The sequence below is a fragment of the Pontibacter actiniarum genome, assembly GCF_003585765.1.
GTDB lineage: Bacteria > Bacteroidota > Bacteroidia > Cytophagales > Hymenobacteraceae > Pontibacter > Pontibacter actiniarum.
Genome location: NZ_CP021235.1, coordinates 2,657,786 through 2,683,490 on the forward strand (window position 1 = coordinate 2,657,786; position 25,705 = coordinate 2,683,490).

Consider the following 25,705-nt stretch of genomic DNA (forward strand, 5'->3'; position numbering starts at 1 on the left):
GTTAAAATTTAACAGATAGTCCTAAGTTGAAAGTCTGGCTAATGTAGGTGTTGTAAGAAACCTCCGGGTCCCAGCCTTTCGGATAGTCGCTGACAGAGAAAAGATCGGTAGCAGAGGCGAATATTCTTACCTGCTCCATTTTCACACGGGATGTAAAGGCAGTTGGAAGCGTGTAGCCCAGCACCACATTCTTCAGACGGAAATAAGCCCCGTTAATAAGCCAGTAATCAGACATAACGTAGTTGTTGTTCTCTGAGCCCGTGTAAGATAACCTTGGGTAACGGGCACTTAGGTTTTCTTCACTTGTATTGTAGTGGCTCCAGTAATTTCCGTCGATTATGGCGGGAGGGTTGGTCCAGGCTGAAAAGAAAGGTTTCACCATTTGCTCGGTAAGCCTGCTCTTCTGCTTGCCTACTCCCTGGAATGCCAGCGACAGATCAAATCCTTTATAATTTGCGCTGACATTACCACCATACAGGTAGCGCGGCAGCGAACCACTTAGCAGTACCCGGTCGTAATCCGGTGTTATCTTGCCATCTGGCTCACCATCCGGCCCGCTGATGTCTACATACCTCACATCCCCCGGCTTCACAGAGTTATAGAGCTTAGGAGAGTTTTCCACTTCTTCCTCCGACTGGTAAAGCCCGTCCGAGATGTAACCGTACCACTCGTTAAACTCACTTCCTTCCCTTGTCACCTGTGCGCCATCTAACACAATACCTCCCAGGTCACCCATTTTGGATTTAGAATCAGATAAGTTGAAGGAGGCTGAGTAACCCAATTCTCCTATGTTATCACGCCAGGTAATCTGCGCATCCCAGCCTTTGGTAGACATAACCCCTGTGTTCTGTTGCGGATTCTCAAAACCCATATAGTCGGGTATTTCCAGCTCCAGCAACATGTCCTTGGTGCGCTTGTTATAATAATCACCCGTAAGCATCAACCTGTTATTAAAGAAGTAGGCATCAAACCCGAGGTCTACTGTCTCGGTCGTTTCCCAGGTAATATCCTGTATGGCGTAGGCGTACTGGGCAGCCGTGGTGGCCGAAACTATCGTGCCGCCACGGTAAAACAAGGCATTTGAATAGCCGATAGAAGCCTGATAAGGATAATTTCCGATGCGCTCGTTACCTAATTGCCCCCAGGAGCCTCTCAGCTTCAGGAACGAAAGCACACTATTTTCCGGCATAAAAGACTCTTCTGAAATCACCCAACCGGCGGAAACAGAAGGAAACGCTCCCCAGCGGTAATCCGGGTGAAGCCGGGAAGAACCGTCGTAGCGGATGTTGGCCTGCAACAGATACTTGCCTTTGTAATCATAGAGCAAGCGGCCAAAGTAGGAGCGATAGGCTGTTTCCCAGGCGCTACCTGTGTTCTTCATGTAATCCAGCGGCCCCAGGTCCAGGTACGGAAAGTTTGATAAAGTATAATTCTCCGCCTGCGCGTTCAGGACCTCATCAAATGAGTAGAAGTCCTCGTAACCGGCCAACATGTTAAAACTATGGTCACTGAAACTCTTGGTGTAGTTTGCCAGCAACTGCTTCGTAAACGTTTTACCATCTTTTCTGGCCTCATACAAAGATGTAGCAGTGTAGCCGGAAATATAGCCCGCCTGCAAGGTAGGGTCTTCCGCCGTGTAGTATGGGATCTGTTTTCTAAACAACTTCCCTTTGGTTGTATAAAAGTGTGGTGATACAACGCCTGTAAATGTCAGGTTTTCAATTGGCTCATACTCCAGTGACACTCTTCCGTTAATCTTGTTGATGAAGGTATTCTCAAACCCGCCGTGGTGCAAAGCAGCGTATACGTTACCTCCATTCTGACCTTCTGCGATTCTACCGTCGCTCCACTGCGCCGCAAAAACGGCTGGGTAACGCTGCGCATCCCAGATCGGGTTAACCACCGGCTCTTTCTTTAGATTATAGTTATAGGAGAAATCAACATTTGCCTTGAGTTGATCTGAAAACTCAATACTGTTGTTTATCCGCGCCATCACCCTTTCAAATGATTTGTGATCGTACAGCGCGTCTACGTTCTCGTAGTTCAGGGATGCCAGCGACTTTATTTTACCAGAGCCCCCAGAGAAGGTAAGGCTGTGGCTACTACGTGGCGCGTAGTCATTTACAACAAGCCCCATCCAGTCAGTAACCGGGTATTGGTTGGGATTTTCTTTATTATAAGCCAGCCAGTTCTCAACATCCTCTTTTGGGTAAAGGCTATACTCCTCCCCTGGTTTGTTACCGGCATCATTCCAGGTAAACTCGTTGATCATCTCCAGGTAGCGCTGCGGCCCTACAGTTTTAGGAAAGGCAGTGGGCCTGTCGAAGCCAAAGGTAGCCCTGTACTCCAGGTTGGTTTTGTTTGATTTGGCCCGCTTCGTCGTGATCAGCACTACCCCTGCGGCAGCTCTTGCACCGTATATAGACGCAGAGGCTGCGTCTTTCAGCACAGAGATGTCCTCAATATCAGCTGCGTTCACATCGTTCATACTACTAACAGGCACACCATCCACAATTACCAGCGGGTCACTGTCGCCTATCGTTGTAACGCCTCTCACCCTTACAGTGGCTGAGGCACCAGGCTCGCTGTTAGACCGGGTAATCATAACGCCTGGCAAGGTACCCTGTAAGGCCTGTGCAAGCTGTGTTGTATTCCTTTTAGAAGCCACCTCTCCATCCAGTGTTGCGATGGCTCCGGTAATGTCCTTTTTCTTGGCAACACCATAGCCAATGGCTACCACTTCACCCAGAGCAAAGGACTCGCTTTCCAGCACCACGTCAATGGCACTACGGTTACCCACCTTTACCTCCTGGTTCTTCATCCCTAAATAAGTAAAGACCAAGGTAGCATCAGCAGAAACTTCGGAGAGCGTATACACCCCTTGCTCGTTTGTGATAGCGTGCTTTGTGCCCCCCTTCACAACAACGGCGACACCCGGCAGTGGGTCTCCCAGGCCATCAACAACCTTTCCGGATAGCTGGCTTAGTTGTTGGCCAAAGACACTGCTTGCTGCAAGCAAGCAGATCAGCAACATGATATAGATCCTTTTTATCATATGGTATAATATTAATATTCACGTCTTCTTAATATTAATGCCCTAGAACGCTTTCTACATCACGGTGTCCACAACTAGCGTTAAGCCTCAGCCTCGGCTTGCCTCCCCATCCTAATCTCATGCCCACAACCGATCACCCACCCTTTGCGGCAACTCAAATAGAAAGTGAGGAATTACTTTCTATTACTGAATCAAAGAAAGTGACTTTAAATTATATAAACAAAATAAAAGGTATTTTAATTTTTATTAAACATTATGAAACAACATGAACTTTGTTTTGACACCAACATTATCAGTTTATATTAATAGAACATACTATTACTAAAATACTTTTGCATTAAGAAGTATTGAATCAAAAGTATTAAAAGCTTTTTTTAACTTTGTAATAGTTTAAATTAAGAAAGTGTTAATTAAAGTCCGGGCACTTATTCTAAAGACTAAAAGCAAAGAGGATGATCAATATCACAGAAAGACACCAGGTAATTCTACAGAAGCTACAAGAAGAAGGCCGTGTCAGTATTCAGGAACTAAGTGACATGCTGGAGGTATCAGGGGTGACCATCCGCAAAGACCTAAAGCTACTTGAAGATAAGAACCTTTTGTTTAGAACACGTGGCGGTGGCTCTATCCATAACCCTTATGCAATTGAGCGTCCTATCAATGAAAAAGAATTCATCCACGCGGAGGAGAAGCAAAAGATTGCGAAAGCAGCCTTGTCTCTGATCAGAGAGAATGACTCCATTATTATAGGCTCTGGCACAACTGTGTTTCAGCTTGCACGTTGCTTGCACCCTACTTCTCACCTCACTGTCATTACACCGGCAGTAAAGGTAACACTGGAGCTCTCTTCGCGCCCTAACGTGGAGGTGCTCCAACTAGGAGGACTAATCCGACCGAACTCCTCTTCCGTTGCAGGCTCACAGGCTGAGCGTACACTAGAAGGAATCTCCTGTGGTGTGTTGTTCCTAGGCGTTGACGGCATCGACTTGGATTTTGGCTTGTCTATTACAAATTTGGCCGAAGCCAGCCTAAACGAGAAAATGATAGACTCAGCACAGGTGCTGGTCGTTTTGGCTGACAGCACCAAGTTTGGCCGCAGGGGCTTGGGCCGAGTATGCAGTCTGGATCAGGTGCATTACATCGTAACCGACCATGGAGTGCAACCAAGTGTGGTCGAAGCCTTAGAAGAGCGTGGCATCAAAGTTATCATAGCCAAATAGCGCACGACACACGCTAACGCGGGAGGTGTTAGTCTTGCTAGCTATTTTTCACACGCCCCGCAATCGAAGAGAAGTAACGACTGAACGAGCAAATTATGAAGAAGCTTTGTGTTTCTTTAAGCACTGTACGCTTACAGCCATCCCCCCTATAGTTCTAATACATGATTTGCGTGGGGCCCATAAAAGGCCGGGGCAGCCACAAGTGCTGCCCCTTTCACCTTAACACAAACAAATAAACTAACCAACAGCACACCTTATCGGCTGTACTCTATGCAAGACCCGGCGCATCACCCCCACAGGTTATAAATGAGAAGCCTCTGGCAGCAAAACCAGCCTTATCGTTTCTGCTCCTGATAAATAACTACGTGCGGCTTTGGCTGCCTTTCGAACCTTTATTTTTTCCAGGCGCTCCATATAGGACTCCATTTCACCACTGCCGTGTCTGTTAGCGTTAATACCGGAAAGGTAGCTTAGCCAAAACGCATTTGTTCTGAGCTTTACCTCTCGCTGGCGCTTCTCCTGTGCCACAAACTTACCCAGTTCATCTGAGCTTGGGCCTTCGGCACGCATCTTCTCAATTTCATCCTGGGTGGCACTGATCAGCTCCTCTACCCTGTCGCTGGCGCAGCTAAAGGAAACTGCCAATGAATAGGTAGCCTTCGGCTCTTTTACAAAACTTAGCGTCACGGAAGGGCTGTACACACCACTCTCCTTCTCCCGCAGCCTTTCCAGCAAGCGCGTTTCCAAGGCAGACTCCAAGGCTTTTAAGTACAAGTTATTAGCCTGCTTGTAAGTGTAAGCATCGTGATACGCTAGCACAACAACTGCTTTATCCTCCAGGCCTTTGTAAACTGTTTTGCTTATTTTGCCCGGCAAAGGCTGTATGCCTACGTCTTTAAATGTCTCTGATCGGTGTGTAGCGGGTAAAGCCCCCAGGTATTTCTCCACTAGCGGCTGTATCTTTTCCACTTCAAAATTACCAACGATTGCAAAGCTAAAGTCACTGGCATCAGCAAAACGATCTTTGTAAAAAGCAAATGCCTTATCCAGGGAAAGCTGGTTGAGCTGTTCCAGTGTCGGGCTTGCGGCCCAAGGGCCGTAGCCACTCATGGCAGCGTTGATAGTATCCTGAAAAACGGACACGGGGTTGGCGTTTTTCCCCTCCAGAAACACGCGCGTGTTCTCAATCTGCCGGTTAAAAGCAACACTATCTTTTCGTGGCTGTGTGAAGTACAGGTAAGTCAGCTGCAGTGCTGTTTCAAAGTCTTCCGGTGCTGCATATCCCTTTATCCCCTCAGAATACGTATTGATGTAAGGCCCCACCGCTACGTTCTTGCCAGCCAGCATCTTGCTCAACTGCGTGGCGCTGTAATCCCCGACTCCTGCGGCGGCTACCACGGGCCCAGCCATTTTCGCAGCCTGTACCTCACTTGCCGGAGCAAGGGAGTAGCCTCCCGGACTATAGGCCGAAAACAGAATCTCATCATTCTTAAAGTCCGTTGGCTTTAACAATACCTTTACGCCATTTGATAGAACCAGCTCCGTGGTGCCCAGCGCCTTTTGATACGTTTGCTTTTTGGTAGCCCCTACAGATACAAAATCCTGCAACAGCGGTTTTGCCACCACTTCATCCACGTAGGCCTCCAGCTGGCGCTCCCCGTTATTTACCCATTTTAGCAGCTCTTGGGTATCTGGCAGAACGTCCTTGCTTTTTTCAGAGGCTTGCACAATAACAATCTGATTTTCCGTCCTAATGTACCCTGCTGCCAGCCTGTTCACCTCTTCCAGGCTGATTTGGTCCAATACCTCCTGGTAAAAAGCATAGGAGTATTCCATGCTAATGATGGCTTCCCCATTCAGGAAGTGCTGCAGGTACTGACTGACATAAGCTTTTGAAGAGGTTTTATCTTTCTCCTTGTACGCTTTTTCTATCGCACTCTCAAAGCTCTGTTTCACCCGTTCATATTCTGAGATGGTAAACCCGTATTGTTGCACCTTCAGCGCTTCGTCCATAATTCCTTCAAGGGCTGGTTTTAAGGCGTCGGCGCTTTTAGCCACGACCTGTAAGCTGAAGGCATCCAAGTGCCCTGCCCCCCCCTGGTATGCTCCATAACTTGCTCCAGCATTTAAAAAAGGAGCTTTACCACTTTTTACCAGCTCTTGGATTCTGGCAGAGAGCATGCTATTTATTACACCATGCATGATCGCCTGCCTGAAATCGGCGAGTGTTTTTGTGACGGTACCCGGGTGCTTGTAATTAATGAAAGCTACTGTGTACGGAAACTCTGGATCCGTCACGATTTTAACGATTGGCTCCGCATTTGCCGGTATGCTGTAGTGCTGTGGCTGCTTACCATTAGCAGGCGCCTCAAAAGCGGCAAAGTTATCCCTGATCAGCTTTTCTACGTTGGCCTCGTCAAAGTCGCCCACCGCGATAACAGCCTGCAAATCGGGCCTGTACCACTGCTGGTAGTAGGCACGGAGGGTTTCATGCTTGAAGTTTTCAATTATTTCAACCTCCCCGATGGGCAAACGCTCAAGGTATCTGGAATTGGCAAACATAGCAGGCAACAGCTGCTTGCTGATCCTCTCAGACACGTTTTTACCACGTTGCCGCTCTTCTTCCACGATCACGCCGCGTTCCTTGTCTATCTCCGCACCGTCAAAGGTTACACGACCTGCCCAATCCGCTAAAATGCGGAAACCGGTTTCAAATACTTCTTGGTCACTGGTGGGTAGCGGTAACTGATACACAGTCTGGTCAAAACCAGTATAGGCGTTTAGATCCGCACCAAAACGCACACCTGCCTTTTGTAAATAACTGATTAGCTCGTTCTCCGGAAAGCTGCGTGTGCCATTAAAAGCCATGTGCTCCGTAAAGTGGGCAAGTCCTTTCTGTTCGTCGCTCTCCTGCAGCGAGCCTGCTTTTACCACCAGGTATAACTCTGCCCGCTCTTTTGGTTCGGTATTTTTACGGATATAATACGTTAACCCGTTCTTTAGCTTACCGATCTTGACGCTCGGGTCTGCAGGGATATTTTCTGTACTGCTGACTACCTTCACAGTCTGTGCAAAAGCCGGCGCGCCGGCTAGTAGCAGCCCCAGCAGGGGTAAGATAAGTGTTTGTTTATACTTCATGAATAAGTTATTGCTATAGGCAAAGGCTATACCGGTACGGATATCACTCGGATATGCCGCGTAGTGCCTTTACCCATGTTCAATTGTTAACTACAGACCAACAGAACAGCTACTGGAGCCAGTGCTATACTCCTGCAGCGATACCTGTACTACTTTCTTTTCCGGACCATGAGCAGCCCTGTGCCAAACAGACCGACAAGGAGCGGAATCACGCCCAACACAGAGGCTTTCATCCAGCCAATACCGCTTCTGGTTAACCGCACCTGATCGTCAATAGAATCTGGTCGGCTGGTATCGACAGGATACTCTCCGTCGGTGAACCACTTGAAAGCTCGCAGCGCAAAAATGGCATTCACTGTGTTGATGTTTTGTCTGCTCAATTCTGCGTTGCTCATAAAATCCGCATCGCCTACCACCATGATTTTCTGCACTTTGCCTGGCATCTCACGCTGTAAGGCCACGGCCACGGCCGCTGCAACTTTTTCCTCCTCCGCCGGATCAAACCTTACCCTATCTGTGTTTAGATCGAAATCGCCGTGTTTGATCCAGGTACTGCGTGGGTCCGTAACCAGTAGCGGCGTGATGTTGTAGCTCCCGTTAGGCGCCAGTATCAGGGGAGAAGCACCTGAAAGGGTTACAACTGCCTTATCATAGAACCCGAAACCCAGGCTGGCGGCTTGGCTGGTAAACTTAGCCTGCACCAGGTCCAGCGAGTAGTTGTCACTTTCCTGCAGCAGGGTGCCTGGTGCAAAACGTACACCCAACTCCATGAGTAACGGGTTCAGCACAGACTCTCTGCCCGGCTCACCGGCGAACAACACGTTGCCGCCCGCCGCTATGTAGGCCTTGATCAGCTGACCCTGCGCCGCAGAGTAAGCTGACTTTGGATCAGCCAGCACCAGCACCTCCAGGTCGGCAGGAATTTCCTGCACACTGTCAAGGGCAATGTTCACCACATCAAACCCGGCGTTTATTAGCGAGCCACGAACGTTCAGGCCCTTGGTTATTATTTTATAATCCCCATCACTGATCCTGTCTACGCTGCGCTCCCCGTTACCGGAAAGCACTCCTACTAGTGCGGGCCTGGCTATAAGCCTTTTCAGGGCAGCGGACACTTCGGTTTCACCCGGGTACTGGTATATATCGTCGAACATGCGGAGCGGCGTAGTTTTACCATCGTACTCGATAAAGCGCACAAATCGGTTATCTTCCGGCACCAGGTTAATACGCTGCTTTATCTGCTCCGGAGTTAGCAAGTCATCAAAATCAACCCGATGAGCTTTGGCCGCCCGTTGCGCTTTTTCTAACAGTGTACTGGTGGTGTCATTGTACTGCACCAGCGTATCATAGTAATAGACGTATTCCATCTTGAGGTTCGGCAGGAAACGGCGGTACTTTTCAAAGTGGTTCAGGTCATTGATACGGTTTTCGGGTGCGCCATTGGAGGCAGTGTAATGTACCACGTTCACGTAGCTGGTGATACTGATTGGCTTATCCAATTGCTGCACAATCTCCTGTGAGGCCCGAGTCAGGGTTCTGTCTTTGAAGCGCGTCGTGTCGTGGTACACGTTCAGGGTTGGTAGCGACGTTACGTAGCCTATCGCGATCACCAGAACGATCAGACTACCGTAGCGACTGAACTTTTTACTTCTTGGCAGGCTATGACGCTCATTGGAAAGCTTCATAACTGTCAGGGTCAGGAACAAGCCGATCACCAGCAGGAAATAAATAACATCCTTGCTGCTCAGCAAGCCGTTGACGGCATGGTCTGTCCTGCCTGAAATGGAGAGCCAGTAAGTTACATCACGAACAAAATCGTATTGCTGCCCAATATTGCCCACAAAATTGAGTGCAGCCAATATAGCCAGCGTACTGATGGCTGCCACTACCTGGTAGGTGGTAAGGCTGGACATAAACAAGCCGATGGCTGCATAGGCGCAGATCAACAGGTAAATCCCCAGCACCCCGCCGAGTACAAACTTTACATCCAGTGCCTCCACCGATAGCAGCCCGATAGGTATAAAGCTGAGCAGCACCAGCGCCAGAACCAAGGCATACCCCATCATCGACACAAACTTACCTAAAACAATTTGGCTCACGGTAACCGGCGAGGAAAGCAGTAGTTTTATAGACCCACTGCTGGTTTCGCGGCTGAGCAGACCCATCGTTAGCAAAGGGATGTATAAGTACAGGTTTTGCTGCACGGCGGCGAGAACACCTTTTTCACCAGCAAAAAGTACTTTGCTGAGTACCTGCAGCGGCCTGCCTAGTTGCTGGTTGGTCTCCTGGTTATAGAGCAGCTCTGTGAAAGCCATTCCCGTCTGGACAATAAAAATGATAAGTATGAGCCATGCGATCGGTGAATAAAACATGATGCTCAGCTCTAAGCGTGCAATCCTTAGTATCTTCTTCATCAGCATCTGTTTATTGATTGATCAGCTCCTGTGCTGGTTTACCGGCGGGGACAGGGTGCTTTTTCGACAGCTGCGCAAAAATGCCATCCAGGGAGCTCTTTTCTAAGTAGATCTCCGACAAGGCCCAGCCGTGCACCATGCTTGCCTGTATAACGGTTTTGGTAATATCGGGGCCCGTACTGAACTGCAGCCTGATTTTGTTTTTTGTGATGAAGTACACATCCGTCACGCCAGGTATTGCATACAGGTCCTCAGCGGTCGGCGGCAGGTCTACCTCCATCACCAGAGTATTGGGCTCAATGTAATTGTTAAAGGCGTACAACGTATCGGCAAAAACAATTTCGCCATGCTCAATCATGACGATGTTATCGCAGGTGGCTTGTACTTCCGACAAAATGTGGGTGGAAAGTATAACGGCGCGGTCTTCAGCAATCTCTCGGATTAGCTTGCGCACTTCCAAAATCTGGTTCGGGTCCAGGCCATTGGTTGGCTCATCCAGGACTACCAGCTTGGGGTTATGGATGATAGCCTGCGCCAGGCCTACCCGCTGCTGGTAACCACCCGACAGGTTTTTTAGCACACGCTTGCTGAAGTGGCTGATGCCGCACTTGGCCTTGGCCAGCTCCAGGGCATCCTTTATTTCTGATTTTGGGATAGAGCGCATGTGCGCACAGTGCGTCAGGTACTCGTCCACGGTCAGCTCCAGATGCAAAGGCGCTTTTTGCGGCAGGAAGCCGATCAGTTTTTTGGCCTCCACCGGGTTCTCCCGTACGTTAATGTTATCAATGTACACTTCTCCCTGTGTTTGGTTAATTACTCCGCAGAGTATGTTCATCGTTGTGGATTTGCCTGCCCCGTTGGAGCCTAGCAGGCCAAGTATCCCCCTGTTCTGAATACTGAAACTAATATCTTTAACTGCCCAGTCCTTGCTGTATCGGTGCGACAGGTTCTGAATTCTTGCGATAGTATCTTCCATCTGAATTGTTTTATGATGCGCGTTTTATGGGTTAATTTCTTTTTCTTCTGATCAGGGTAAGGGCACCGAAGGTACCCAGCGAGACGGGCAGCAGTGCCAAGAAAATCAGCTGCAGCCAGGATAGCTGCGCCTGTGTTACCAATATTTTGTTGTCAATTGCCTGCGGGCGGCTTGTATCAACAGGAAACTCACCGTTGCTAAACCACTTGAAGGTGTTGATGGTAAATTCAAAATTCTTAGTGCGGAGGTTGTACCTGCCTAGCTCGCCGTTACTCATAAAGTCTGCATCGCCCAGCACCATGACCTTCTGCTCTTTTCCAGCTATCTGCCTGGTAAGCGCCAGGGCAACAGGTGCCGTCAGCCGTTTGTCTACACCCGGCCTGAATGCTACGGAGTCTGTTTCCAGGTTGAACGGTTCGGTTTTGTTCCAGGCACGCTGCTTGTCTGTGACCAGTACCGGCGTTGCGTTGAAACCTCCCGTAGGTGTGTAACAGAGCACCACTGCACCAGGCAGGCTCACCACGTCTTTACTTGTAATGCCAGAAGTAAACGCTGTCGCCTTGGGCGAAACATGCGCCTGTACCAGGTCCAGGTCCAGCTCCTTTGATTCGTGGAGCAACTTTCCGTACTCAAAGCGCACGCCCAGTTTTGCTGCCAATGGGTTGAGTAGGCTTTGCTTGCCCGGCTCAGCGGCCAACAGCAGGTTACCGCCTGTGTCAAGGTAGGCTGCCAGTTGCTCTATTTGCTCCGCCGTGTAAGCCTCAATCGGGTCGGCCACTACCAACGCGGCAAGGTTCTGCGGCAAGCCGGCAGAATCGGCCAGGCTGATTGTTTCCACCTTAAAGCCCTGGTTAATTAAAGAGCCGCGCGAGGAAAGTGCGTTGGTAACTTCTTTGTAGTCCCGGTCGCCTTTTTTCAGTATGCTACGTTCCTCGTTTCCCGTCAATACGCCCACCACCGGGGCGTCTACCATCAGTCGCTTCAGGGCGGCAGATATCTCGGCTTCCTGTGGGTAGGTCAGCATATCAAAGAACATGCGCAGGGGCGTTCGCCTGCCGTTGTACTCTACCATGCGCACAAAAAGATTCTGCTCCGGCACTAGATTTATCTGCTTTCGGATCTCCTCGGGCGCCAGCACCCGATCAAAGTCAAACCCAAAGGCCAGTGCGTATTTATGCGCCTGTTCCGGCAGTGTCTTGCCTGAAAAATCACGGGCCGAATAAGTCGAGTCATAGTAGGATATGTAGTTCATCTCCAGGTCCGGCAGAAAGCGCGTATACTGGTCGAACTGCTTGAGGTCGAAAATGCGAAACTTCGGAGACCCCAGATGTGCAAATCCGTTTATAACATTGACATAGGTGGTGATCTTTACAGGCTTGTCGAGCTGCTTGAGCAGTTCTTTGCTGTTTTCAGTCAGGGTTCTTTCCTTAAACCGTGTTGTATCGTAATAGCCGGTAAACTGCGGCAGTGAGCTAAAATAGCCGATAGCTAGCACGCTTGCCACTAATAGACCGTAGCGCCCCCCCAGTATCATAGGAGAAGAGGTTTCGCGGCCACTGTTCAAACGCATGATCGTAAGAGTCAGGAACAGGAAAATCACCAGTAGGAAGTAAATGATATCCTTGCTGCTAACCAGCCCGTTTATAAAATTATCGGCACGGCCATCAATGGAAATCCAATAGGTGATGTCGCGCACAAAATCGGTACTCTGCCCCACAGTACCTATAAAACTAAGTAAGGCAAACAGGGCCAGTGTACTGATCGCAGCCACCACCTGGTAAGAGGTCAGGCTGGACATAAAGAGGCCTATGGCGGAGTAGGCACACATCAGTAAGTATAAACCCAGGATACCGCCCAACACGAACTTCACATCCAAGGCATCTATAGAGAATAAGCCAGCTACAAGTATACCGAGCAGCACCAGCACCAGCAGTAGGCCGTATGCCAGCATGGCGGCAAACTTGCCCAGTATGATCTCGCGGTTGGTCACCGGCGAGGAGAGCAGCAGTTTAATGGAGCCACTGCTGATTTCACGACTCATCAAACCCATAGTAAGCAGTGGAATATACAGGTACAGCTTGTGCTGGACAGTGGAAAAGAACCCCTCTGAGCCACCGAAAACTAATATGGTTAGGTTATTAAGGGGGTTACCCAGTTGCTGTGTTGCCTCTCGGGCCTCTATCAGGCCGGTAAAGGTAATGCCACACTGAATGATAAAGATGATCAGTAAGATCCAGGCAATAGGCGAATAGAACAGGAGGCTTAGTTCCAACCGGGCTATTCTTCGTATTTTTTTCATAAATGAATTGGTTATTGATAGGGTAAGCTGGCTTGGCGAGGCTAAACCTGCTTGTTAAAGAAGCTCAACTGGCCTGTGTTAAAACTAAAATATCCGGCAGTTGCTTTTGCGCGACGTTGGCCTTCTTCGTCTGTTGCTGCCATAGTATAAAAACGGCTTTGCGTAACGTTATGCAGTCGCTTCAGGCACCGGCATAACGTTACGACTGGTTTTTCGCCTACAATTGAGTAGTGATTGCGGTAACTCTGCCAAAGCCAGCAAAGGTTTTAATGTTTGCATGGTCAATATTGCCAAGTCCGGCATTGACCATCGGCAGCACGTATACCTTACCTTCTGAGCCGTAGGTAGACATCACCAGTTGCTTATTGTTAGTGGCGATGTACGGAGACTCTTCGGTGCGAAACGGGTAGTCGGCCTGCTGGTACACTTGCAGCGTCGTGATTTCCTCTCCGGCAGGCACTGTATAACGCAGCTCAAAAACCGGAGTACCGGTACTGTAGAGCATGGCATAAACTTTGCTCTCCGTGGCATAGTACATGACTTTCTGATTATCAAGCAGTACAAAGAACCGGGCGTTACCAATCTCAGGGGCACCCGCCATACTTATTTTAGCCTTTGGCTTGGGTGGTATCGTAAGTGGGTATTCGCTACCACCGCCGTCCAATACAAAAAGGGTTACCTCCTCTGTGATTTTGTCTTTAAGTAGGTGTAAAAAGTCGCCACTTGTGTTAGTTCCCGCAGCTAGGTTCACCTTGTTTTGTACAGCGGCCGGGTCGAAGACACCACTGGGTGCGCCTGGTACCAGGTGCATGTCATCATCACCGAACTGCATAATGGAGGGCAGGTACACGAAGCGCTCGTTTTCCTCGTCGTAGAAGTTGATACGGATAGGCGGATAGTTATTGTACCCGTTCAACGCTATGTGGTCCGGCACCGTGTGGGGAAAGTCAAAGGGCAAACCGTACTTTTTTGAGGTGCCAAGGTAGGTACCGGTAAGTTTGCCGTCGCCTACATAAATATCGCCCTGCACAATGCTACCCAAAAACTGAGGCCTGTAGCTGGTGCTGCTTCCATAAAACAACTCCCCATTTACACCATTCAGCGTATAATCCAACATGTTGATACGTACTACACTCTTGTCGGTAATGCCATAAAGAGCATCAACGCCATACACATTGGTAAAGCGCATCTGCTTGATCAGCCCTGGCAGGGGTTTGCCGTTAATGGACGAATACACTTTGTACTTCACACTCTCGCCACTATAGTCTGCGGTAACGGCGGGGTGCATTATATGGCTGATATCGGTATTTACGCCATCGTAGGTCTCGGCAACTATAAGGCCCTCCCCTATGTTGTTCTTCACCGTAAGTGGCCAGATCATGATGTATTTCAGGCCGGTGGTATTGTCGGTAATGGTGTAACGCAACAGGTGGTATTTACCTGCTACGCTTGGCTTGAAGCGTACTTCATAGTCCAAGTTTTTCTCTGTGCCGATAGTCTGAAACACTGTATCGCCGGGCACTGGGTTGATGCGCCACTCGTAGCTCAGTCCGCTTTCTGCCAGGCCATTTGCCTTTTCGAGTTTCGGCTCTACCACCAGGTGGTTAAACTGGTGCACCGAAAGCGCCACCATATTGGTTGTATCCACGACCACGCCCGGTATTTTTTTCACGTCCAGCGTGCTCAGATCATCGTGGCACGCGGAGGTAAACGCCCCTAAAGACAGGACGAATAGATAGAATAGTATCTGTACTTTTTTCATACTTAGTCAAATTTTGAGTGCGTGTAATACATCGGCACAATCTCCTCTCCGGCTAGCTCGCCGTCATCGTGGCGAAGGGGATTACCCGGGTTGTCCAGATTCCATTGCTTCACGTAGTCTCCGAACTTCGTGCCCAGCGCCTGTGCGCCTGTAGCGCCTAGCGCCCGGTAGTCGCTTGCTGTAAACGTGGTGACACCGGTGGCCTCTACAATGGCACGGTAGGCAGCGGTGCTCGCCTTGGCCGTAAAAAAGTAGCGGTAATAGGACCAGGAGGGCACAATCACCTTGTTCGTCCAAGCCAGAGTCATATCAACAGATTCGCGGTTGCCTTTCCTGAAGTCTTCGGACTCAGCGATGCGCAGGTGCAGCATAACCTTAACAGTGTCGAGCTGCTCCGAATTGAATAGCTTTACCCGCAGTTTGCCTGTAAACTCGCCAGCTTTTACCACCCCACCCAACAGCTCATATTGCCCTGGGCTTGCTGTTGTTAGGGAATCGCTCATGACTTCGACGTTCACCTGGCGGTCGTAGGCAGCTTTGTTACCCAGAACTGTCACGTCCACCTCCTGCACGTACGCTCCCTCAGGATTGCCCAGGAAAGTATACTCCACAGACTCACTGGCAAAGTGCACGGCAGGCTCAGCCTGGAATGGCATTATTTCTTCTTTCGTGCAGGAGGTAAACAGCATTGCTACCAGCAGAGCCGCCGAAAGTATAGTTTTAGCATTTTTCATTGTTCCAAACGTTTAGGATTATTGAACACGGTTGCCAAACTCGATCTCACTATCCGGGTAAGGGATCAGGTAAATGTTATCGCCGACCACGGTTTCTTCGGAAAGCCCCGGAAGCTTGGTTAGCCCCTTGCGTTTGTAGTAGAAAAACAGCTGCCCTTCGCTCACAAACTCTTTGCGGTACTCTTTAAAGAGCTCGGCTTTCACCGCCTCCGCATCAGCTGCTTCCGGAATTCCCTCTAAAATGCCGCGGCTCTTGCGTACCGAGTTTAAGTACTGTATGGCTGTGCCCGGCTGGCCGTTGTTGGCATAGTATTCTGCGGCGATGTAGTACATCTCCGGCAGCTTCATAAGCGGTACATTGTTTAGGTAGGTGTTCTTGTTCTGCAAAAGCTTAACAGGCACGTAGCCGCTGGTTTGCTGATCAAGCAATGTGTTAAACCTGATATCGGCCACGCCAACGTTTACATTGCTGGTTTCGTAGATTTCGTTGGCAGCCGTGGACGTCAGGAACAGCGCATCGTAGTTGGTCGGCTTATCTGCATCCAAGTAACGGTTCACCACATCGGCAAGGGCATACACATTCAGGCTAAAGAGCACCTCCGGGTAAAGGATCGGATCACTGCTTGCCGGATAGCTTTCCGCAGAAATCAGCGCGGCCGCGTTACTGTTAATTACTTCTTCAGCCGCAAGTTTAGCGGCCTCTAGTCTATCAGCGCCACCCTGCCACAGCAGCATGCGGGCTTGCAGGGCTTTTACGGCATAGTAGTTCATGCGCTGCTCCCGGTGGTCAAAGAAGCCGTCGCGGTTGATTTCCGCATAGTATCCCGGTGGTCTGCCAGCGTTCGGGTAAATGGGGTCGGCCTGCAGCAGCTCCAGTGCGGTACGGATATCCTGCGCCAGCAGCTCAAACGTCTGGGCATACGTAAGCTGCGGCGTTATCTCCTTATCAAACTCAGTAACATACGGTATCGCTGGCTTGGCGCCAACTTCAGGTCGGTTGGCTAAGTCACCGTACCCATATAGACGCATTAGGTCGAAGTGAAGAAAGGCTCTCAGCCCCAGTAACTCACCTTTTATGATATCATGGCTGATCGGGTTTAGTAGCTCTTTATTCACCTCCAGGTAATGTAGCGCGTTGTTGATGTTAGCGATGATGTTGTAGGTCTTATTCCAAACAGCGTCCAGCTTTGGCACAACGCGGGTAGCCTTATAGCGGTACTGTTGCAGCTCTGCATAACCGGCCAAGCTGGGCAGCGGCGCATATTGCTGGCTTAGTAGGTCCACCATGTTCCAGGTCATATCCCTGGCATACAGCTCCGGTGCGGTCATTCCGATGTAGGCTCCCATTAAGGCATCCCTGAAACCAGCCTCTGTTTTAAACTGGTCTCCGGCCCTGATCTGTGTTTTGGGAGTTACTTCCAACCAGTTATCACAGGACGATACCGTAAGCAAGAGGCATAGCCCAGCTAAGGTCTTTGTTACTTTTCGTAGCATGTTCATTTGCGTTAAAAGGTGGCTAATACAGAGAAGGAAAGTGTTCGAGCAAAGGGATAGTCAGTGCCGCGTTCAATCTGGATGGTGGAGACTTTGGCTATCTCGTTCATGTTCACGCCCAGTTTCAGCCTCTCCATACCCACGTGCTTCAGCATGGCCGGCTTAAAGTCATAATACAGGTTAATGGCTGCAATGTCCAGTTCATCCCTGTCCTGCACAAAACGTGAGGTGGCACGTGTTTTCTCCGGGTACACGACAACGGACCCTTCGCCGGTGTCTACGCTGTAGTTGCCCAGGCGCTTAAACAGCGCTTCCTGGCCCGGATACAGCCAGCGGCCGGTGAGCACGCGCTTATCCACGTTGTAGTTCATATCCACGTTCTCCACTTTATCTACCAACGTTTGGTTGTACAGTTGGCCACTACCCAGGTAGCGGCAGGTCACGTTGATCCCAAAGCCCAGGTATTCTGCACCGACACCGAAGTTACCGCGGTACTTCGGGTTGCTGTCTCCTACCACCACCATATCCTTTGCATCCCACACATAGGTTGTGTTACCGAAGCGGTCTAGGTAGATTTCGTTACCCGTAGCCGGGTCAATCCCCAGGGAGCGAACCGCCCAGATCGCGTTCATCGACATGCCATCTTCATACTTGTGTAACGGCTTGTTATTTCCCCGTTCGGCAGCCTGGGCGTCCATGGCATCGTTGTAGCTCTTCATGGCGTTGGAGAGTTGCACAACTTCGTTGTGGTTGGTTACCAAACCAAAATTGACGGAGAAGAAATCTCTGCCTTTGGCCCACAGCAGGTAAGTGGCATTTACATCATAGCCTACATTCTTCACACGGCCTATGTTGTCTTTCACTGAACTGAAACCCGTGGAGTTCGGGATGGTCATGTCGGTGATCAGGTTCTCAGTATAGTTCTCGTAATAGTCAAAACGTACCGACAGGTTTTTCACCTTCGCATCAAAGCCAATGTTATAGTCAAACTTTGACTCCCACTGGAGACTGGTATTGGCCATGTTCTCTAAGTAGGAACCTGTAAAGCCCTGATAGAGCTTCTCCAGGTAATAAGCATAGGTGGCAATAGAGGCATTGGTGTTAAAGTTCTGGTTTCCTGTAGAGCCTAGCGATCCACGCACCTTCAGGAGGTCAAAAGCGCTGCCGTTCATGAACCCTTCGTTGTGCAGGTTCCAACCTAAGCCAAAGCTCCAGAACTTGGCCCAGCGCTTATCAGAACCAAACTGCGAGGAGGCACTCGTGCGGAGCGTCAGGTCAGACAGGAACCTGTTATCATAAGTATAAGATCCAACCGCCAGGAAACCGATGTCACGCGAAATGCCGTCGATGCCTGTTGGTCGTGAATCCAGGGCATAGTCGCGGCCGAACATAATGTTATCCATGCGGTTGCTCGGGAAGCCCTCTACCCTGTGAATCACTTCACTGTACTTGTTCTCGCTGATGTTAAAGCCAAAGTTTGCAAAGTAGAAGTGCTTGTTTACCTCTTTGGAGTAGTTCAGGTTAAAGTCTCCGGACAAGTAGCTGCGCTCGCCGTTGTTTACCTGATAAGACCCTCTGCGCTGCGCATCAAGCTCCCCAACCAGGCTCTCAAACTGCGTATGTGCCGAAGGGTAGAACTCATCGGCACTGTTCTTCTTTACATCTATGCCTACACGGGTGACCGCTCTGAACGCAGGGGAAATAGCCCACTCCAGGTAAAAATTGTTGGTGAAGTTGAAGTAGCTCGACGTTATTTTGGAGTCGAGCGTGGAGTTATACAGCGGGTTTGTATACCGCTCCCCGTTTGGGCCTGTTTCAGCATAGTAGGGGATGCTGCCATCTGCATTGACGGCACGCCAATAAGGGTTCATTTGGGCATACTCTGCAAAAGTGCCGTAAGGAGACTCCTCGGCTTTGTTGCTGTTAGCACTCATGCTGTTATGAAAAGAGAAGCCCTTCAGTCGATAGGAGGTGGTCAGGTTTCCGGCAATATTATTTCGGGAAGAGCCCTTCATTACGCCCACCACATCCCGATAAGAAAGGTTTCCTAATATGCGCAGTTCCTGGCCGCCCAGTTCCATTGCCAGACCGTGACGCTGCCCCACACCATTTTGAAGCGGCTTGGCCATCCAGTAGGTGTCCAACCCTTCCAGCGCCAGCTTTTTGCGTGCGTTATAGAGCTGCTGCAAGCCGGTCTGCGCCTCCGGGTCGTTAACGGTAGGCGTGTATCTCCCATCAATTCGCTCCGCTTCCAGCTTTTCCAGCGCGTTGGCCAGGTTATAGCTCGTAAGGTCAGGCATGTCGATGTCCAGGCTACCGTTGTAGGTAACAATCGTATTGGAGCCGGACAGCCTTTTTGTCTCGATAACCACCACGCCGTTGGCCGCCTTTGATCCATAAATAGCTTTGGAAGCGGCATCCTTCAGCAGTGTTACACTTTCCACACGGTTAATATCCAGGTCCAGCACCTGTTCTGCGGTGGCTTCGAAACCGTTCAGTATAAACAGCGGCTGGTTTGGGCTTTTGAGGTAGTTTCCCTTTAGGCCGGAACCAGCCAGTGCTTCATCCACCGGGAAGGTAGAAGTTCCACGGATCTGCATTTCGGGCAGGGCGTTTGGGTTAGCCCCCAAAGCCAGGTTGTCCATAATAACGATGGAGGGATCAATGTTACGGATAGTCTGAAACAGGTTGGCATTGCCAACGCGCTTGAGCTCTTCCTGAGTGATGGTAACCGCTGAGCCTGTAAAGCTCTCTGCCTTACGCTCAAAAATACCAGTGATCACTACCTGGGAGAGCTCCGTTACGTTTGGGACCATCTGGACATTAATCTCCTCACGGCCATTGACCGGCACCTCTATCACCTCAAAGCCAATAAACCGGAAAATAAGCACATCGCCGGCGGCCACAGGTAAACTATAGGTACCTTGGTTATCAGCTACGACGCCCCGGCTGCTCCCTTTAACCATAACGCTCACACCAGGCAAGGGCTGACCCTTTTCGTCGGTGACCCTACCGCTTACCCTTGCTTCCTGTTTTTTCCTTATCACCTCCCTGTCAGCTTCTTGCGGTGTAATAACCACCGTGTTATCTTCGCTAATCTCTACCTTGTAACGTGGGCCTACAAGGCTCGCCACAGCTTCGGCCAGGGTGACGTTGGTAAACCGGGCATTCACCTGACGGCTTACATCCAGCTCATCATCGCTGTAGAAAAAGTGGACATTAGCTTGGCTTTTAATTCTGGAGAAGGCTTCCTGCAGCGTGACGTTGCCCATGTTAATGCTGATGAGCTTGTTGGCAGCACTTGGCACTGCTTTGCCCTGATAGTCACCATCTGGTACGTAATAAGAAATTGTTTGCGAAAACGCATTTCCTGTAACATTTACCGAGCAGGCCAGTAAAAGCAGCAGAAGCTTTTTCTTCCGCTGCGAGAGTGTGTTTCTCCGGAGAGCCAAGCCCGGTGAAGCTTCTTTTAGTAGAGGTTTTATCATAAGGTTACTGGTTAGATAAGGTGGTGGTATAGTATAGATGCACAGTGCCAGACTAAAACTCAGAAAGCCTACAGGTGTACAAGAAACGCTAACAATTATACTATTATAACAATAATCAATATGGTTATAACAACAAACACACCAGTGTTGGGTTTCTGTCTTTTCAGCTATAGGTTATAACAGGCCACACTTCTCCTAGCAGACATGCAGGTGTCACCTGCCGTTAACTGAAAAGCAGTGGGCAAAAACTAAGATTTGTGTTATGTTACTCCTTCTCTAAAAGAATAACCTTGTTGTTTTCAATCCGGTAATTTATACCAGAGGTCTTGCTGATTAAATCCAGTATGTGCTCAAGGGGTCTACTTTTCAAGGCGATGCCTGTGAAGATTTTATCTTTCATGGAGGGGTGCTGGTACGTGACACGGATGTCATACCAGCGGGCAAGCTTGGTCAGTATAGTTTCAAGCCTTTCCTTTTTGAAGTAGAACTCCCCGTTTTTCCAGGCAGTATACTCTCCGGTTTCTACCTCCCTTACACTAATTTTGTTATTAGCACGGCTATACACCGCCTGCTTGTCAGGTGTAAGTATAGTAGGCTTGCTGGCCGCAGTGCCTTCCATACTTACTTTTCCCTCTACTAGTGTGGTGGCAATGGTTGCATCATCGGCATAAGCACTCAGGTTAAACTTGGTGCCAAGTACTCTTACCTCCACTTCACCCGTTGTTACTACAAATTGCTTCGCGTCTTTCTGTACCTCAAAATACGCTTCGCCGTGCAGCTCAACTTCGCGTCTGTCGCCCGTAAAATGGGTGGGGTACTTTAGCGACGATGCTGAGTTGAGCCATACTTTGGTGCCATCGGGTAACTGCACCTGGTACTCTCCGCCGACGGGTACCTGCAACGTATTGTAGGCAATAACCGACCCGGCAGCTGCTTCGTCATCCGGGTAAGCAAGAAGGTTGTTTTCATTTCTGACTTCCAGGCCGGAAAGTTTGAGTAGCTCTTTGCCTTGCTGCGTCAAGTCTATTTCCTCGCCGCCTGCCAACAGCAGCACCGCCTTGTTTTTGGCAGGCATCAGTCTAGGTTCAGTCTGTACGCCTTGTGTTTGTACGGGTTGCTCAGCAGCCCCAAGTAGTTCTTTTCCAGGCTTGTTGTTCAAATACACATACAGGGACCCGGCTAGGCCAACCACAAACAGCACCGCTGCATACTTCAGGTACTGAACTAGGAAGCCTGGTGCTTGAGGTTTGCTTTTCTCTCGGATTCGGGTTTTCACCGTGCGCAGTGCCCGATGGCTATCGAACTGGTCATAAGTTTCAAACCTATGCCTTATGGTCTGCACGTCCACGATGCGATCATACAGCTTCTCATTTTCAGGCTGCGCTTTCCACTGGGTTAGCACCGCACTTTCCTCCTCTGTAAGAGTACCCGCAATGGATTTACAGATAAGGTCCGCCAGCTGAAAATTAGAGTTGTTTAAGCGCATAATTTCTTTCTAGTATCTATAGAACTCCTGAAGGTGTGATTCGGGTGGAAAACTTTTTTTATTTTTTCATCTGCTTGCTCTGAGCTACTTAAACTCTACCGCCGTCACGACGTCATTACGCTACCTTCCCAGCAGAATCTGGAGGAGCAATACAGCATAAGGGTGGGCTTTCAGAAAATCCCTGAGTAACTGGATTGCCCTTGCCCGCTGTGATTTAACAGTATTCAGGCTAATGCCCATATCATCTGCGATTTCACTATACTTCAGTTCTTCAATACAGGAAAGTTCAAACACCCGCCTACATTTCGCAGGTAAGGCTTCCAAGGCCTGGTAGAGTGTAGCATGCACCTCCTCCTCCACAATATAGAAATCCGCCGCCACAACGGCTTCCATTCCATCGAGCATGTCCAGAGAGGTATGCCTTCCTGACTTTTTAAGGTAATCCAGCGATGCGTTACGCACAGTGTTATAAAGGTAGGACTTCAAGGCAAGCATGTTGTCAAACTTATGGCGCTTCTCCCAAAGCACCACCATGGATTCGGCCACTATTTCTTCAGCAATCTCTTGATCGCGAACAAACCTTATTGCAAATCCACATAAACGCCCATAGAACTTATGAAACAGTGCATCATAAGCCTTTTCGCTCCCTTCCTTAAGTTCGCTGATTAGTGACTTGTCCATAATTTTTACTTGTGGACCTAAAATCTAGTAAGAGATTTTGATATATACTATTTTATACTAAAGAAAGTAAGAAACAGGATTTGTTGGCCACCTATGCTGAGCAGCAGCGGTTAAAGGATGAGGAGTACAAGTTGGCGCCGAAAGAAGTTAAACAGACAGACAGGAAGTTGCAGCGGGTAGAATACTTTTTTGAGCTTGAGGAGGAAGAGTATTAGACTATGTCTGCGTGCCCATAACGCCGAGGCTGCCAGAGAGCAAGCCTTGCTGGAGTTGCACCAGCAGACGCTTCACCAGAAACTGGAATTCCTGCAGGCCGCTGGTCAGGGAGCAATACTGGAGGCACTCAAAATCAAAAATGAAATCCTATACATCGAGAAAGAGAAGACGGAAAAGAACAAGGCACTGGCCCAGGAGCGGGCAAACTTTGAGCGAAGCATGTCCGAGATGCGCCTGTCTATCGCAGGCGACACCTTAGATGGCCGGATGGGCTTCCTGAATGAGGAGTCAGCCGCTTACCAGGTGTTCAAGGCGATCCGCAAAATACTGACAGTGGCCGAGATCATTATGAACCTGGAGAGGGAACTGGCCTTTAACGCCGTGGCTGCGGCTGCCAACCCGCTGAATGCCGTTACCTTTGGTGCCGCCGGTGCACTCAGTTGAAAGCCGTCAACATCCTTTCCACGGTGCGTGCGGAAATATCCATGGCCAAGGTAGTAGCCTTTGAGCAGAGAGGCTTTACCGGCTCCGGAGGCAAGACCATCCCGATGAATGAAGTGAACGGGCTGTGGCAGACGGCCAGCGGTTCCTCCGGGGGCAACATCGGTGCCTTTGCCGACGGTGGTTTTGTGAACGATGCACAGCTCGACCTGATCGGGGAGCGCGGCCGGGAGTTAGTGCTGCCCAACTGGATGGTGGAGTCGCCGAAGTATGCTAACGTTGTGCAGTGGCTGGAGGCAGAGCGCCAGAAGAGAGTTCGTGCTTTCGCCGACGGCAGCATGACCGCACCGGTCCCTGCCAAACAGTAGTAACGAGAACCAGACGCTGACCAAGTTTGAGGAGCAGTTGCTGCAGGAGGTACGGGAGATGAAACAGGAGGTACTGAGCTGACCGAACCGGCTGGAGGTGCACAACAATATCGGCGATACTAAGGAGAAATTACAGCAGCTGAACGAGCTGGAAAGGCGGGCATTTGGGAAAGCATGGACTTGAAAATGGTGCCCAATTTGGTGCCCATAAAACAAAAAAGCCCCTCTACGTGATGTAGAGAGGCTTTTTGTGATCCCGTTTGGATTCGAACCAAAGACCTACTGCTTAGAAGCGGCAAACAATAGTATTTTACCAGTTATACATGTTTTTTAATATTTTATAAACTTCTGATTAACAACACTTTTACTAAAAATTAATTTTTGGTAATTATTGCTATTTTAGCTCTTTGTGTGCAAATTGTGTGCACAGAAACACCTTGCACACAGCTATGATAACTGCATCCACATCCATTATGTTGGACACCAGACGCCCGTTAAAGGACGGGACGTACCGTGTAAAGTTAAGGGTTACTTACCTAAGACAACGAAAATATTACGGGACCCAATATGCCCTGTCTGAGGAAGACTTCTCCAAAGTACAAGGGGACAAACCCAGGGGCAGACACAAAGAAATCCAGCTCTCCCTGCAGGCTTTAGAGCAGAAGGCAGTCCGCATCATTGAGAAGATGCCCTTCTTCACCTTCGATGCCTTTGACAGGAAGTTTCTGGACCTGCCGGCAAGAACGGATGTGTTCGCGGCCTACGAGCAGAGCATTAAGCAACTGAGTGAGAATGGGCAGGCTGCCAACGCCAACTTCTATGAAACTGCCTATATCTCACTTATTTCTTTTATGCTCAAGGAGCCTCCCATCAACCGAAGGAGACTTTCTATTCAAAAGTCTAAGGAAAGGAAGGAGGACCTGAAAAGAAGGAAAAAGCCGCTGCCTTTTACCGATATTACCGTCGACTTCCTAAATACTTATGAAAAATGGATGCTCAGCCGCGGAAAGACCCTGACGACGGTAAGCATGTACCTGCGTACGCTCCGCACCCTGTTTAATGATCTTATAGACGCAGGGGACTTGAGCAGGGACCTCTATCCGTTCGGAAGAAGGAAGTACAGGATGCCAGCCAGCAAGAATGTCAAAAAAGCGCTGACAATTTCGGATGTGGAGAAAATATACAACTACCACCCCGTGCACGACAGCCAGGCGAAGGCCCGGGACTTCTGGATCTTCTCCTACCTGTGCAATGGCATCAACGTCAAAGACATTGCGCGGTTAAAGTACAAGCAGTTGAGCCGGGAGTGCATTACCTTTATCCGGGCGAAGACAGAACGCACCACCCGTCATGCCCTCAAGCCCATCGTAGCCATGCGCACCCCTGAAATCAATCGTATCATCAAGCGGTGGGGCAACAAACCGGTATCACCAGACACCTACGTCTTTCCTATTCTCAGGGCGGGCATAACTCCTGAGCAAGAGCTAGCCTATGTCAGACAAACAACCAAAACGATCAACCTCTACATCAAACGAGTTGCCGCCGACGTAGGCATCGAACATAACGTGACTACTTATACTGCCCGGCACACCTTCTCCACCGTCCTCAAGCGCGCCGGTGCCCCCACCGAATTCATCTCCGAGTCGCTTGGTCACAGCAACCTCAAAACGACGGAGTTCTATCTCGACAGCTTCGAAGATGACGTGAAGCGGCAGTATGCGGCGCATCTCACGGCATTCGGCAAATAAACAGATATAAATCGAATGCACCATGAGCTATAATAAGTCTGGAGTAAACTGATAGCCTGCATGCACTCAATTAACTCATTAATGTGGGGTAACGGCTGTGAATTTCGCCACTACTTAACACTTTATTATACCTCATCGGGTATAGAAGCATCACAAAACAAATATTTATACCCGATAAGGTATAA

General features: G+C 49.5%; 15 protein-coding genes. 4 read left to right on the top strand and 11 right to left on the bottom strand.

Annotation, left to right across the window (positions count from 1 at the left end; genetic code table 11):
- Position 1: 1 nt before the first annotated feature.
- Positions 2-3,055: a SusC/RagA family TonB-linked outer membrane protein gene (locus CA264_RS11510; protein WP_025607291.1), complete on the bottom strand. Its 3,054-nt coding sequence runs from the start codon at positions 3,053-3,055 to the stop codon at positions 2-4.
- 452 nt (positions 3,056-3,507) lie between these two features.
- Between CA264_RS11510 and CA264_RS11515 the strand changes: the two genes are divergently transcribed.
- Positions 3,508-4,275, top strand: coding sequence for a DeoR/GlpR family DNA-binding transcription regulator (locus CA264_RS11515; protein WP_025607293.1), 768 nt, complete (start codon positions 3,508-3,510; stop codon positions 4,273-4,275).
- Positions 4,276-4,575: 300 nt separating this feature from the next.
- Here the strand turns inward: CA264_RS11515 and CA264_RS11520 are convergent, their stop codons facing one another.
- From CA264_RS11520 to CA264_RS11565, 10 genes are all read right to left on the bottom strand, one after another.
- Positions 4,576-7,413, bottom strand: a complete 2,838-nt coding sequence (locus CA264_RS11520; protein WP_025607295.1) for a M16 family metallopeptidase — start codon at positions 7,411-7,413, stop codon at positions 4,576-4,578.
- 149 nt (positions 7,414-7,562) lie between these two features.
- Entirely contained in the window at positions 7,563-9,827 is a 2,265-nt protein-coding gene (locus tag CA264_RS11525; protein ID WP_025607297.1) for a Gldg family protein, read from the bottom strand.
- A gap of 10 nt (positions 9,828-9,837) precedes the next feature.
- Positions 9,838-10,803 carry an ABC transporter ATP-binding protein gene (locus tag CA264_RS11530; RefSeq protein WP_025607298.1) on the bottom strand — a complete coding sequence of 322 codons (966 nt, stop codon included), beginning with the start codon at positions 10,801-10,803 and terminating at the stop codon, positions 9,838-9,840.
- A 31-nt stretch (positions 10,804-10,834) separates the two neighbouring features.
- Complete coding sequence (locus CA264_RS11535) at positions 10,835-13,102, bottom strand: DUF4350 domain-containing protein (RefSeq protein WP_025607299.1); 2,268 nt, start codon at positions 13,100-13,102, stop codon at positions 10,835-10,837.
- Positions 13,103-13,319: 217 nt separating this feature from the next.
- On the bottom strand, positions 13,320-14,864 hold the full coding sequence (locus CA264_RS11540; RefSeq protein ID WP_025607301.1) for a PKD-like family lipoprotein: 1,545 nt from the start codon (positions 14,862-14,864) through the stop codon (positions 13,320-13,322).
- 2 nt (positions 14,865-14,866) lie between these two features.
- Positions 14,867-15,598 (bottom strand): DUF4843 domain-containing protein, encoded by a 732-nt coding sequence (locus CA264_RS11545; protein ID WP_025607303.1) that lies wholly within the window; start codon positions 15,596-15,598, stop codon positions 14,867-14,869.
- An 18-nt stretch (positions 15,599-15,616) separates the two neighbouring features.
- Positions 15,617-17,092: a RagB/SusD family nutrient uptake outer membrane protein gene (locus CA264_RS11550; RefSeq protein ID WP_211233395.1), complete on the bottom strand. Its 1,476-nt coding sequence runs from the start codon at positions 17,090-17,092 to the stop codon at positions 15,617-15,619.
- A gap of 11 nt (positions 17,093-17,103) precedes the next feature.
- A complete protein-coding gene (locus CA264_RS11555; RefSeq protein WP_025607307.1) occupies positions 17,104-20,580 on the bottom strand; it encodes a SusC/RagA family TonB-linked outer membrane protein in 3,477 nt (1,158 codons plus the stop codon).
- A gap of 265 nt (positions 20,581-20,845) precedes the next feature.
- Positions 20,846-22,066, bottom strand: a complete 1,221-nt coding sequence (locus tag CA264_RS11560; protein ID WP_025607308.1) for a FecR family protein — start codon at positions 22,064-22,066, stop codon at positions 20,846-20,848.
- Between the two features lie 120 nt (positions 22,067-22,186).
- The gene (locus tag CA264_RS11565) at positions 22,187-22,747 is read right to left on the bottom strand and encodes an RNA polymerase sigma-70 factor (RefSeq protein ID WP_025607310.1); all 561 of its coding nucleotides are present in this window, start codon (positions 22,745-22,747) and stop codon (positions 22,187-22,189) included.
- A 261-nt stretch (positions 22,748-23,008) separates the two neighbouring features.
- Between CA264_RS11565 and CA264_RS11570 the strand changes: the two genes are divergently transcribed.
- The 3 genes from CA264_RS11570 (at position 23,009) to CA264_RS11580 (ending at position 25,520) form a co-directional block, all read left to right on the top strand.
- Positions 23,009-23,407 carry a hypothetical protein gene (locus tag CA264_RS11570; RefSeq protein ID WP_025607312.1) on the top strand — a complete coding sequence of 133 codons (399 nt, stop codon included), beginning with the start codon at positions 23,009-23,011 and terminating at the stop codon, positions 23,405-23,407.
- Complete coding sequence (locus tag CA264_RS11575; protein WP_025607313.1) at positions 23,404-23,772, top strand: hypothetical protein; 369 nt, start codon at positions 23,404-23,406, stop codon at positions 23,770-23,772. Before CA264_RS11570 ends, CA264_RS11575 begins: the two co-directional genes overlap by 4 nt.
- 473 nt (positions 23,773-24,245) lie before the next feature.
- Positions 24,246-25,520: a site-specific integrase gene (locus CA264_RS11580; RefSeq protein WP_237151110.1), complete on the top strand. Its 1,275-nt coding sequence runs from the start codon at positions 24,246-24,248 to the stop codon at positions 25,518-25,520.
- Positions 25,521-25,705 lie beyond the last annotated feature (185 nt).